The 13,814-nt window shown below is 68.3% G+C and carries 4 protein-coding genes; all 4 read left to right on the top strand.

What is annotated here, in order from left to right; translation table 11 throughout:
• Positions 1–10: 10 nt before the first annotated feature.
• The 4 genes from AB0L82_RS05520 (at position 11) to AB0L82_RS05505 (ending at position 13,748) form a co-directional block, all read left to right on the top strand.
• Positions 11–3,388, top strand: a complete 3,378-nt coding sequence (locus tag AB0L82_RS05520) for a DUF4132 domain-containing protein (protein ID WP_364631440.1) — start codon at positions 11–13, stop codon at positions 3,386–3,388.
• A 13-nt stretch (positions 3,389–3,401) separates the two neighbouring features.
• Entirely contained in the window at positions 3,402–6,758 is a 3,357-nt protein-coding gene (locus tag AB0L82_RS05515) for a DUF4132 domain-containing protein (protein WP_364631438.1), read from the top strand.
• A gap of 156 nt (positions 6,759–6,914) precedes the next feature.
• Complete coding sequence (locus AB0L82_RS05510; RefSeq protein ID WP_364631436.1) at positions 6,915–10,226, top strand: DUF4132 domain-containing protein; 3,312 nt, start codon at positions 6,915–6,917, stop codon at positions 10,224–10,226.
• Positions 10,227–10,394: 168 nt separating this feature from the next.
• On the top strand, positions 10,395–13,748 hold the full coding sequence (locus tag AB0L82_RS05505) for a DUF4132 domain-containing protein (protein WP_364631433.1): 3,354 nt from the start codon (positions 10,395–10,397) through the stop codon (positions 13,746–13,748).
• The last annotated feature ends 66 nt before the right edge of the window (positions 13,749–13,814 follow it).

Raw genomic sequence — 13,814 nt, 5'->3', positions numbered from 1 at the left:
TCGGGGGATCATGCTCGACTCCGCACACACCGCCACCACCGCCCACCTTGATGAGGACCACTGGGTGGTCCCGGACGAATGGTGGGCGCGGGCGCTGCCGGTGCGCGGCCACGGACCCCGGCGTGAGCCGCTGCCGGTGTCGGCGACGGCTGTCGCCGACCAGGCCGAAAGGCTTGCCGCCCATCAGGATTCGGTACGAGACACGCTGGGCAACTCACATCCCGATCCCGAGTTGGCGCAGGCCGGTGCGGCGGCGGTAGCCGACTTCGCGACCTGTTCTCCGCTCGGCGCGGCGGCGCTGTCGCTCGCGCTCGAGATCGCGGAGTACGGCACACCAGCGGTCGCCGACGCCTGGGTGCTGCAGCACGGCCTGGTTTTCGCGGCCGAAGCCGCGGTCCTGCACGCCGCGCTGATCCGCGATGGCGAATGGGACCGGTCCAACAACACCTACCACTATCGGATCGGCCGCAGCTCGTCCGGTGATCCGGGCAGGGCCGATGCGCCGGAGAATCTGCGCCGCGTACGCGCGCTGCTCGCCGATGCGCCCGAACAGGACTACCGTGCGGCGGTGGCCGCGATCGACGCATTGCGTTCCGCGCCTGGCGGTTTGGCGATTCGCATCGCCGCGTCGTATCTACTCCCCACCGAACAGCATTGGGTGCGTGCCGATCTGGACGAACTCACAAACCACGTCCTGGACTACAACAGCCGTTTCCTGCTCCTGATCGGGTCCGTGCACGCCTATACGGATTTCGAACGCCTCGTGGACGCGTTCCCCGCCAGCTCGTTCATCTACCGCTCACAGCACGGACTGTGGGAAACCGCGCTGGCCCGTTTTGGTCCCGAATGCGTCGGTGCGATCGATCGAATGCTGCGCGACCGTGAGCTCAGCGGTGATTACGTGGCGAAGCTGGCGGCCATTCTGGCCTGCTTGCCCACCAATGCGGCGTTCTCGGCGCTCACATCGCGGGTCGAACAGCGCTTCATTCCACCGGCGCTGCTCGAAGCATCGCTGCGCTATCCGCGGCGTGCGCTGCGCCTGCTGGGTCCGATCTCGCCCAAATCCGGTATGGCCCGCCATATCCTGCGCACACTGGCCGCGCTGCGCCCGGCACTGGTCGCCCAACTCCCGGAGGCCACCGGGTTCCTCGATACCGATCGGCTGCGCACCGCCGCACCGGCCGAACTCCCCGAAGTGCTGCGCGTCCTGCCGTGGCGTGAGGCCCGTGCGAAATCCAAGGCGGTCAGCTTTCCCGAACTGGCACAGTCGATTCCGAACGGGCTGGCCTGGCTTCCGGGTGAGCAAGCCGAGTGGGCGGCCACCGAGGTCACGGTCTATCGGCCGTACCACACCGATTGGGCGGCCAGCCTCGCCCGCGCGGTGGTGCAGAATCACGGCGATCTGATGCGCATGCTGGCCCTGGCACCCGAGGACCTGGCCCGGCCGTATCTGACCACGGCGAAACTCGACCGGTACTACACGGTCGAACCCGCCCTGCGCCGCATTCTGGCCCGCTTCGGTGAGGACGCCCTGCCCTTCGTACTGCGTGCGGTGCAACAGGATACGCAGGGGCTGGCGCACCTGCTCGCGCCGATCACCGGCAGTGCGGTGACCCTGGCGACGATCCGCAGACTCGACGGTAAGAGGTCCCGGCCGACCGCATCGGCCTGGCTGGATCGCAATCACGCGACGGCGCTGCCGGTGATCATCGCCACCGCGCTCGGCAAGCCGGGCAAGGATCGCCGCCATGCCGAGGCCGCCCTGCGACTACTGGCCGAACGCGGCCATCGTGATGCGGTGGATGGTGCCGCGCTGGCATTCGGCGAACCGGTGGCGAAAGCGATCACGGGTGTACTGGAGGCGAATCCGCTGCACCAGTTGCCGGCGAAGATCCCCGTGACACCCGATTGGCTGGTGCCCGAACACCTTCCCGCGCTGGCGCTGCGGCACGGGGACGGGTCCACGCCGCAGGATGCCGTCACTTTCCTGTCCGCGACCGATGCCCTGCACGTGTGCACCATGCTCGCCATGTCCGGTGCGAACGGCGATTACGCCGGGGTGGAGCAGGTGATCGTGGCCGCGGATCCGGAGTCGCTGGCCGAATTCGCCTGGGGCGTCTTCGAAGCCTGGCGTTTCGCCGGGTATCCGTCCAAGGATTCCTGGGCGCTGCACGCACTGGGCCTGCTCGGCAATGACGAGACCGCCCGCAGGCTCGGCCCCATGATCCGCAATTGGCCGGGTCAGTCCGCACATGCCCGCGCGGTGTCCGGACTCGATATCCTCACCGCACTGGGTACCGATGTGGCGCTCATGCAGTTGCACGGCATTGCGGAGAAGGCGAAGTTCAAGGGCCTCAAGACCAAAGCACAGGAGAAGATCGCCGAGGTCGCCGAGACCTTGGATCTGACGCCGGAGCAGCTCTCGGACCGGCTCGTCCCGGATTTCGGACTGGACGCGCGCGGCACGCTCGCCCTGGACTACGGTCCGCGCGGCTTCCTCATCGGCTTCGATGAACAGCTCACACCGACCGTGTCCGATGCGATTCGGGATGCGGACGGCACCTGGCAGGCCACCGCGCGGCGCAAATCGCTGCCCAAACCCGGCGTCAAGGATGACGCCGAACCGGCGGCCGCGGCGTACAAATCCTTCGCCCAGTTGAAGAAGGATGTGAAATCCGCCGCCGCCGACCAGATCCGGCGTTTCGAACGCGCCATGGTGCTCGGCCGCCGCTGGAGCGCGGACGAGCATCGGCGGCTGTTCGTCGACCACCCGCTGCTGTGGCATCTCACCCGTCGGCTGGTGTGGGCGACGTTCGACGAAACCGGTGCCGTCACAGGCTCATTCCGGATCGCAGAGGACCGCAGCTACGCCGATTCGGCCGATGACCCGGTAACCATCGCCGATGACATGATCGTCGGCCTGGCGCACCCCCTGGATCTGGGCGACGCCCTCGCCGAGTGGGGTGAGGTGTTCGCCGATTACGAGATCCTGCAACCTTTCCCGCAATTGCAGCGCGAAGTCTTCGCCCTCACCGCTGAGGAAGCCGCTCTCGGCGCTCTCCCCCGCTTCCACAATCTGGTGATCCCCACCGGAAAGATCCTGGGCCTCAATCGTTTCGGCTGGGAGCGCGGCGAACCCGCGGACGGCGGCGTCTCCTGCGAATACTTCCGCGTCCTGGGCGCGGGGCTTTCGGTGGTGATCGACCTCGATCCGGGCATCATCGCGGGTATCGCGCTGGAATTCGACAAACAGCAGATCGCCGTGCGCCTCACCGATACGGGCAACGAACACTATTGGGGCAGAGGCGAATCCACGCACACCTTCGGTGAACTGCCGCCGATCGCCGCCTCCGAACTGCTGCGCGAACTCAACGCGCTCATCGCCTGATCCGGGAAACGCCATGAACACATTGCGACGTATCGACGAGAACGCCTGGATCGTGCCGGGCGAATGGCAGGACCGGGCCGCACCCTATCGGGGTCACGGTGCCGTCGCGCCGATCCCCATCGATCCGAAAGCGCCCGCCACCCTTCGGAAATGGCTGACGGACGAGCTGGTGGCCAAGGCCGTGGCGGCCACCGCCGTCAGCCGGAGCACGGACCTGGCCGAGGCCGCACGGGCCGCGATCGCCGAACCGGAGCACGCGACCCCGCTCGGTCACGCGGTGCTGGGCGGTCTGGCCGCGTACCTCGCCGATCGGACCGAGCCCACACCCAAGACCCTGTACCGCCTGCTCGATGCGTGGATCGGCGAGCACGGGGTCGTGGTGGCCGCCGAGATCGCGGTGCACTGGGCCGGAATCACCTTCGCCAGAACGAAGGTCAATCGCGAGTACCAGCCCGCTGCCGCACGCATCGAGCCGGACGGCCCGTTCACCGATGCGGGTATGCAGCTGCTGTCGCGATTGCGCGCCCACCTGTGCACGGTTCCGGAGGCCGAGTACGACGCGACGGTCGAAGGTCTCGGACGCTGCCGGGAATCGGCCACCCTGTCCGTGCGCAGCGCCACCTCGTATCTGATTCCGTCCCAGCGGGAATGGCTGGAATACGATCTGCGGTCGATCAGCCGCCACGACTTCATCTGGTACTGGTTCCTGCACCCGCTCGCCGTCGGGGCCGACACTCCGCCGGAACCGCTGCCGCCGGGCTGCTACGTAGGCGGTTTCACCGGCAAGGTCGAGGCGATGCGCGCACTCGTGCACACCGGTCCCGCCGCCGCGGGTTTCCTGGCCAACGCACTCGATGCCTACTACCTGCCCACCGATGATCAACGCCAACTCGGCGGCATGCTCGCCCAATTGCCCACGGACGCGGCCTATATCGCCCTGCTGGAGCGTGCCGATCGCCCGGTGCTGCGCAGCGCCCTCCTCGAGGCCACCCTGCGTTTCCCGAATCGGGCCCACCGCCTGCTCACCACGATGTCCCCGCGACACCAGTTGGCGGACGCGTTGCTCCGACAGATCGAACTCGTATATTCCTGCGCGGCAGTTCATTCCGACGCGAACGGCGCATCGACGGCCCCGTCGGGCGTCGCCGATCCCAGCGCAGAGGCGGAGGCAGAGTACGCCGCGACGGCGAGCGGGAGTGCCACACCGCCGGAGCTACCGGAGCTCCTCCGCACACCACCGTGGGAGCGCGGTACCGTCGCGACAGCGCCTTTCGTGTTGAAGCGACCGCCCGCGCCGACCCCGGCCGCTCTGGCCTGGCTGCCCGGCGAGCAGCAGGAGTGGGCGAATCTGCCCGCACCGCACTTCATGCCGCACGAGGGGTGGGCGGGCGCGCTCGCACAGGTGCTGTCCGGCGAGTGCCGCCCGCGCTACAACCCGATCGACATCTTCGCACTGGCACCGGCCGAGCTCGTCACCCCGCACCTGGATGTTCTTCGCGCGCATTGCTATTCGGGCTGGACCGATCTCATGCGGCGGGTGCTGGGCCGCTTCGGTGACGATATCGCCGAGGCGATGGTCGAAGCCGTACAGCGGTACCCCTATGACAATGCGCGCGTGCTGATGCCGGTCACCGGTACCGCGGTCACCACCCTCATGACCCCGCTCTACAGTTCCAAGCGCGGCCGACCGGCCGCACTGGCCTGGTTCGAACGCCATCTGGCCGTCGCGGCACCGGATCTGGTGGTCGCCGCGCTCGGCAAGCCCGGTAAGACGCGGATGCTGGCGTGGAATGTGCTGCGCGCCTTCGACAATGGCGGTCGCCGCGCGGTATTGCTCTCGGCGGCGGCCGGTCTGGGCGATGACGCCGCTCGGGCCCTGGAGGCCGAATTGTCTTCGGACCCACTGCTGCACCTTCCACCGGAACTCCCGGCCCCGGCCGCCTGGCTCGCGCCCGCCGCGCTGCCGCCGATCCTGTTGCGCGACAGCGGAAACGCCTTGCCTCCCGAGGCGGTGCACACGGTCTGCACCATGCTTGCGCTGTGCTCACCCGATGGCGACTACGCCGGGATCACCCAATTCACCGCATTGGCGGACCGCGATTCGCTCGCGGCCTTCGCCTGGGGGTTGTTCGAAACCTGGCAGCTGGCCGGGTATCCCCCGGCGCAGAGCTGGATCATGCACGCGCTGGGACTCTGGGGCGACGATGACATCGCCCGTGCGCTGACACCGTATATCCGGGCCTGGCCGGGCGAGAGCGGGCACGCCCGCGCGGTCGCCGGACTCGATGTGCTCGCCGCGATCGGCAGCGGGCTCGCACTGCGCCAGCTCAGTGGCATTGCCGAAAAGGTGAAGTTCAAGGGTATTCGGGCGAAGGCGCAGGAGAAGATCGCACAGCTCGCCGCGGAACAGGGCATATCCGCCGATGAACTCGCGGATCGGCTGGTGCCCGAACTCGGGATCGACGCCGGTGGTGCGCTGCGGCTGGACTACGGCAGGCGCGAGTTCCGGATCGCCGTCGATGAGCAGTTGCGGCCCTTGATCTTCGACGCCCAGGGCACACCGTTGAAGGCGCTGCCGAAGCCGGGCGTCAAGGACGATCCCGCGCTCGCGGCGGCCGCGTACAAGGAGTTCACCGACTTCCGCAAGGATCTCAAAACCGTTGCCTCCGAACAGATCCAGCGCCTCGAACGCGCGATGGTCGAGAGCCGCCGCTGGACCGCGGCGGCGCATCGTGAGCTCTTCGTCGACCATCACCTGTCCACCCAGCTGGCCCGCCGCCTGGTCTGGATCGCCGTCGACGGCGATGCGACGCTGTCCTTCCGCATCGCCGAGGACGGCAGCCTCGCCGATGCCGAGGACAACCCGGTCACGCTCGCCGCGGATGCCGCCATCGGCATCGCACATCCGCTGCACCTCACCGAAACCCTGGCGCAGTGGCATGAGAGATTCGCCGATTACGAACTGCTGCAACCATTCCCGCAGCTCGCCCGCCCGGCATTCCGGCTCACCGAGGAGGAGCGCGACGCACCGCGCATCGAACGGTTCACCGGCCGCGTGGTGCATCCCGCCAAGCTGCTCGGCATGAGCAGATTCGGCTGGTATCGCCAGGAACCGCAGGACGCGGGCCAGTCCTGGTTCATCGCACGACCGGTTCCTGGTGGTCGTTCGGCCGCGGTCCTGCTGGACCCCGGCCTGTCCTCGCTCGGCCTGCAGCACCAGCCGGACCAGCGCATCGTCGAGGTGGTGATCGCACCGCCGGGAGCCGAGATGGCCAATTGGCCGGGAGCCCCCGAACGCCACCGACCGGCCGACCTGGATCGGATCACCGCCTCGGAGCTGCTCCGGGAGCTGGATATTCTCACCACCTAGAGCCTGGCAGTATTCGGACTTGTCGAGCCGCCGACGGTACGGCGGGCCGCCCATCGGTCCCGCGAGGATCGAGTCGTCCGCCGGTTCGAACAGCGATTCCGACGGAAACCAACGCCATAGAGAACGGTGTGCGCACGAAACCCGGGGAGGGACAGCATGACTGAGCTGCGACGTATGGACGAGGACGCGTGGGTGGTGCCCGATGCCTGGTGGACCCGGGCCGCCCGGTTCCGGGGACGCGGTCCGGAGCGGCCGATGCGGACGGCGAAGAAGTCCGGGGGCAGCGCCCGCGCGCTGGATCCGAAGGTGGTCCGCGCCACCCTCGAGGCCACCGCGGCCGACGGCGCGGATATCGCGGCGGCCGGGCTGGCGACGCTGGACGAGACCGTGGTGACGCCGCTCGGGGTGGCGGCCGTCGCGATGAGCAGTCATGTCTACCTGAGCGGAACCTACAGCGGCTCAGCGCTGGACACAGCCATCGCGGATCAGTGGGTTTCACGGTACGGCCCGGTGTTCGCCGCCGAGGCAGCGGTGGCGGTGTCGGGCCTGGAGATTCACCACGGGCAAGACCGCCGCGCCCATCTGCGCTGGATCGCGCCGGACGATATGCCGAAGGGCGGTGCGATGGGGGTCGTGCGCGGTGTGCGCGGGCATCTGGCGAACCTGTCCGACGCCGACTACGCCGCGGCGGTGGCCGCGCTGGAACAGTGGCGTGGCAGGAGCGATGCGCTTTCGGTGCGGATCGCCGCCTCGTATCTGGTTCCCACCGAACAGGAGTGGTTCGACCGGGACCTGGCGGCAGCGGCCGGAAAGCGGGCCAGGCACCACTACTACTGGCCGCTGCTCGCGAACTCGGTAACCACCGTCGAGCAGCTCGAACTGCTGGCGGCCGGGTCGATGAACGGCACCCCGTTCACCACCCCGGATGAGTCGCTGTACAGCGCGATCGTGCACGTCGGCCCGGGAACAGCGCGATTGATCGCCGCGACAATCGATCTCGCGTGGATCGATATCGACAATCGGCGCTCACTGGCCGGTCTGCTCGCGCATTTCCCGACCGATGAGGCGTTCGGAATCCTGCTGGATCGGATCGCCGTCCCCGGAGTCCTGGGTCCGCTGATCGAGGCGGCGCGTCGTTTCCCGCGCCGAGCGTTCCGCCTGCTCACCGCGGATAACGCCGGTGACCGCAGGCGCGCGGACCTGCTCGAAGCACTGGCACAGCTCTATCCGGAGCTGGCCGCAGCGGCCGGACAACCGGTGCGGCCGTTGTCGAGTTCGATTGCCTTCGAAGGTATTTGCGCCGCCGAGGAACTCCCGGAATTCCTGCGCGTCCCGCCGTGGGAGCACGATGCGCGAGCGGCCGCCCCGGCGGTGGTGCCCGGCCTGCGCACGACAGGCGTTCGGCTGACCTGGCAGCCGGGCGAGCGGGAACGCTGGCTGGCCATTCCATCGCGATGGGACGATCGGGGCACGGAATGGCCCGCCTACGTCGATAAGGTGCTGGGCAACCCGAATTCGCTCGCCTGGCCCCGCGGCCACGTTTTCGCCGATGCCCCCGAGTCGCTCGTCGCACCGCGACTGGCCGAGTTGCGCGCCTCCGATATCGGATCGAATGTCGCAGTCGCGCAACGTATTCTGGCTCGCTTCGGCACTGCGGTCGCCGACCGCGTGGTCGAGGCGGCGCAGGTGTATACCGCACTGTTGGCGGACGCGCTGCAACCCCTGAGCGGACCCGATATCACCGACTCGATGGTGCGACTGCTCGCGGTGCGCAAACATCGCGATATGGCGCTGGGCTGGCTGCGCCGCCATATCGACACGGCCGCACTCGATCTGGTGGCCGCCGCACTCGACAAGCCCGGTAAACAGCGCACGCTGACCTGGCAGGCGATACACGCGCTCGACGAAAACGGTTATCGCGCAGCGCTGCTCGCGACCGCCGCGACCTTCGGGGACTCGGCGGCAGCCGGATTCGAGGCCGAACTGTCAGCAGATCCGCTGTCCCGCCTGCCCTCTCGTATCCCAGCCCTCCCGGCCTGGCTGTTGCCGACGGCGCTGCCCGCCCTGGTGCTGCACGATAAACGTAGGGCGCTACCCCACGATGCGGTCACCGTGGTCTGCGTCATGCTCGCCATGCACGGGCCGAACGGTCATTACCCGGGCGCGGTGCGGGTCGCGGAAATCACCGATCCGCGCTCGCGCGCCGAGTTCGCCTGGGCGCTCTTCGACGCCTGGCGCGGCGTCGGTTATCCGGCCGACGAGGGCTGGATACTGCACGCGCTCGGCCTGTTCGGCGATGACGACACCGCTCGCCGCCTCACCCCGCTCATCCGGACCTGGCCGGGTGAGTCCGCGCATCAGCGCGCGGTGACCGGGCTCGAGGTGCTGGCCGCCATAGGCACCGATTTCGCGCTGATGCAGCTCAACGGCATTGCCGAGAAGGTCAAGTTCAAGGGTATCCGGACGCGGGCGCAGGAGAAGATCCAGCAGATCGCCGAGGAACGCGAGCTGACCGCCGAACAGCTCGCCGATCGCCTGGTCCCGCGCCTCGGGCTCGCCGATGACGGGACACTGCGACTGGACTACGGGCCGCGCGCCTTCCTCATCGGTTTCGACGAGACGCTCGCACCGGTCGTCAGCGATGCCGACGGTACGCGTCGCAAGAGCCTGCCCAAGCCCGGCGCGAAAGACGATCCGGAGGCGGGCGCGCACGCCTACAAGACGTTCACCACCCTCAAGAAAGATGTGAAAACCATTGCCAACGAACAGGTCCGGCGGATGGAGCGGGCAATGGTCGATGGCCGCCGCTGGACCGTCGCCGAACATCGGCAACTGTTCATCGACCATCCACTGCTGTGGCATCTGACCCGGCGACTGGTGTGGGCTGCCTTCGACGAGGCGGGAGCGCTCACGCGGGCATTCCGCGTCGCCGAGGACCGCACCCTCGCCGATCTCCGCGACGAAGCCTTCGTCCCGGCCGATGACCTGCTGCTCGGCATCGCACATCCACTGCAGCTAACCGAGGAACTGGCGGCCTGGAACGAATTGTTCGCCGATTACGAACTGCTGCAACCCTTCCCACAGTTGGCCCGGGAAACCTACGCCCTCACCGACGCGGAACGCGACGGCACCGACCTCACCCGCTTCGCCGGTATAAAGGTGCCGCCCACCGCCGTTCAGGGCCTGACCGCACGCGGCTGGGAACGCCAGTCACCACAGGACGCCGGAAACTCGAACTGCTTCTACCGCCCGGTCTCCGAGGAGTATTCGGTCGTGGTGGACATCTATCCCGGCCTGAGCGCCGGTATCCCGCCCGCCGACCACGATCCGCAGGAGTTGCCGCACGTCCATATCAGCAGGCGCGGCAGCGAGGACCGGATGCGCTATTCGACACCCCATCCGTTCAGCGCGATCGATCCGATAGCCGCCTCGGAAATGCTCCGCGATCTGGTCCGTCTCACCGGATAGACAGCGGGCGCATGCGGGCAGGGATGTCACCCCCTCGCAGCTCCGGCGCGATGTTCAGCCGACCGCCGGTGCGGCACCGCCACCTTCGAGCGAGCCAGCGGGCGGACGACGGATGTCGGCGGGTGTGTTTACAGTCGATCTCGAATCGGCTCGAAGGATGGGGAGTTCATGGCAGAGGCACTTGGTCGCGCCGACGGGGAGGCCGTGGCGGCCGAGGATCGGTTCGCGCCGCCGGAGACGCTGCGGGCACTGGTGCGCATCCGGCGCGGTGGGCTGCTGGCGGTCGAGCCGCGAGCGGTTGACGCGTCGGCGGTGGCGGAGCGTGCCGAAGCCTTGACAATCGAATCCTTCGAAGCCGCGCTGCTTCGCCTGGAATCCCGGGATCCCGCGTATTCGATCGAACCGGCCGCGACCCATGTCAGGAATCTGCTCGCGGACTCCCCTGCCGAAGGCTCCACTCCCGGCGACGGATTCATCACGGCCACCTGGGAGATGACCGTCGAGATGGCGGCGGCCCTGATCACCGTACGGGTCGAGCGAGCCGTCCGGCCGACACCGAAGGATCGGCGCATCGCGGGCGAGGAAGTGACCGCGCTGCTGGATCACTGGATCGGGGTGCGCGGAATCGAGTTCGCGGCAGAGGCGCTGGTGCGGGCGGTGACAGCGCCGCTGTGGCAGCAGCCGAACAGGTGGTCGGACGGGGATATCGAGGCGCTGCGCGGCACGCTGCTGCCCTTGCGCACCCGGCTGGCCGAATGCGCCGATATCGAAGGTGTCATCGCGGTGCTGACGCGGTTTCGGGCACGGAATCGGCAGGCGCGGGTCGTCACGTCGTATCTGCTTCCGGCACAGCACGAGTGGGTGGCGGCCGATATCGAAGAGGTGGTCGAGGCCGGTCAGTCCGACGCCCAGGCCCGATTGCTGGTGGACGCCGCGCATACACCCGCGCAATTGCGGCGGCTGGATACGGTATTCGGCTACTACTGGAGCCCGGACGGCGCGCCCGCGATCGACTCGGCGGCCTCGGTCATGACCGTCCTCGACGGCGTGGGTTTCGAGGCGCTGCCGGTGCTGGCGGGCTGGCTGGAACATCCGGAATTGCCCGCCGCGCTCAAAGCTGCGGTGGGACAGGCCATTGCGACGATCCCGACGGACGCCGCCTTCACCGCGCTGGCGACCCGCACCGATCAACCGGCGGCGCGCAATGCCGTACGCCAAGCCGCGGAATGGTTTCCGCGCCGCGCGTTACGACTGCTCGACGCACGGAGCAATGCCGAGATCCTGCGCGAGCTCGTGCATCGGCATCCGGACCTCGCCGCCGAACTGCTGCCCCGACTGGCGGCGCCGACCGCCGATGTGGTTGCCGCCGAACTGGAATCGGTCGCCACCGCGACCGCCAACGATCGGCATCCCGATATCCCGGAGATCCTGCGCACGCCACCGTGGCAGCGCAAGCGCCCCGCTCCGGTGGTCATCGACGGCCTGACCGCACCCGGCACCGTACGCTGCGCCTGGCTGCCCGGCGAACGCGACAGCTGGCTCACCGCCGAGGAGATCACGCACCCCGACAGATTCGATATGTACCTCCGGCGAATCCGCCCGGAGGCATTGGATTCGTGGGATCTGTACGTCTGGCTCGCCGCGCCGGAAAGCCATGTGCGCCCGCTGCTCGCCGTCGCCCGGATGAGTCACGCATGGGCCGGGGAGGAGCGCTTGCGCGTCCTGATCGCCCGGTATGAGACCGAGTCCTATCCACTGGCGCTCGATATCGCGCGCCGCGCGGCCCGCGATGTCGGGCACGTCCTGGCACCGTTCGAATCCGCGGCGGCGGTGTCGCTGGCCGTGCAGTGGCTCGAACGCCGCACACTGCGCGCCGCGGCGATCGGCTATCTCAGCAGGCATGCCGAATTCGCCTCGCGCACACTGATTCCCGAAGCCCTGAGCAAGGGGACCAAGGCGCGGCGGACGGCGGGACGCGCGCTGCGGATGCTCGCCGAACTCGGGCACGGTGATGCCGTTCGAGCCGCCGCCGTGACCTACGGCGCGAAGGTCGCCGCGGGCGTCGACGCCGTCCTCGCCACCGATCCGGTCGACGTACTGCCCGCACGCATACCCGCGCTCCCGGCCTGGGTGAATATCCCCGCGCTGCCGCCGATTTCGGCGGGCTCGTGCAACGCGCTGCCGGTCGACGCGGTGCACAGCCTGCTCACCATGCTGCTGCTGTCGACGCCCGGCGAACCCTATGCGGGGCTGGATGTGGTCAAACATCACTGCGATACAGCGGAATTGGCCGAGTTCACCTGGGCCGTCTACCGCCAGTGGTGGCAGGCGGGCGCGCCGACCAAGCACTACTGGGTGTACGAGGCGATGGGCGCACTCGGCGATGACACCGTGGTGGAACGACTGCTGGCGGACGTGCGGGAGATGCGGTCCGATCCGCGCTCGGTGCCCGCACTGGACACCTTCGTCACCATCGGCTCGAATGCGGCACTGCTGGCATTGAAGACGATCAGCGAGAAGGTCAAGACAGCCCGGGTGCGCGAGGGCGCACTGGAGCGGATCACCGATATCGCCGACCGCATGGGCCTGACACCCGATCAGTTGGCGGACCGCCTGGTTCCGGACCTCGGGTTGCGTGCCGACGGCACCGCCGAGCTGGATTTCGGCCCACGCAGGTTCGTCATCGGATTCGATGAGCAATTGCGGCCCACCCTCACCACCTCGGACGGTAAGACGATCAAGACCCTGCCCAAGGCGGGTGCGAAAGATAATGCGGAGCTGGCCGAACAGGCGCACAAGACCTTCCGCGGGATGAAGAAGGACGCTCGCGCGCTGGCGGCCGATCAGCTCGCCCGGCTGGAGCGCGCCATGGTGACGCGGCGGCGATTCAGCGTCACCGAACTACGGGAGCTGTTCATCGCGCACCCGCTGCGCTGGCATATCACCCGCCGCATCGTCTGGGGCGTGTACATGGACGATGCCCTGGTATCCACCTTCCGGATCGCGGAGGACCGCAGTTTCGCCGATCACGCGGACGACGCGCTGACCCTCGCCGAGGACGCGGTGCTCGGCGTCGCCCATCCGCTCGAGTTCCCGGACCGGATCGGATCCTGGGCCGAGATATTCGCGGACTATGAACTGCTGCAACCGTTCCCGCAGCTGGCGCGGGAACTGTTCACCGTGCCGGAGGAATTGGGTTCGGCCACCGAGATACGCGGGGACGGAACCAAGGTCGACGGCACTCGCTTCCTCGGGCTCACCGGCCGCGGCTGGCCGCATCCGGGCACCGGTGACGGCGGCTACCTTTACGATTTCGAGAAGCCGCTACCGGGCGGGCATATCCTCCAGATCACCGCCGAACCCGGTATCGCGACGTGGGATCCGCAGGGTGCGCAGACCTTCGACGCCCGCCTGCACCGCACCCGGCAGCGACGCGGCGATCTCACCTTCGCCGAACTGGATCCGATCACCGCCTCGGAACTGCTGCGCGATATCGCCTGGCTGAACCAGCCCACCGGATAGCTAGCGCACCACCACCGCACCACACACCTGTCGGCCCGGCTCGCTACAGTCGGCTCGAAAGCCATA

The organism is Nocardia sp. NPDC052001, assembly GCF_040680615.1.
Lineage (GTDB): Bacteria > Actinomycetota > Actinomycetes > Mycobacteriales > Mycobacteriaceae > Nocardia.
Note: the sequence above shows the minus strand (reverse complement) of the source record. Positions and strands in the feature narration are given on the sequence as shown.

Bases quoted from the DNA above. Each gene is read 5' to 3' on its own strand.
- AB0L82_RS05505 (WP_364631433.1), top strand. From the start codon at position 10,395: ATGGCAGAGGCACTTGGTCGCGCCGACGGGGAGGCCGTGGCGGCCGAG.
- AB0L82_RS05520 (WP_364631440.1), top strand. From the start codon at position 11: ATGCTCGACTCCGCACACACCGCCACCACCGCCCACCTTGATGAGGAC.
- AB0L82_RS05515 (WP_364631438.1), top strand. From the start codon at position 3,402: ATGAACACATTGCGACGTATCGACGAGAACGCCTGGATCGTGCCGGGC.
- AB0L82_RS05510 (WP_364631436.1), top strand. From the start codon at position 6,915: ATGACTGAGCTGCGACGTATGGACGAGGACGCGTGGGTGGTGCCCGAT.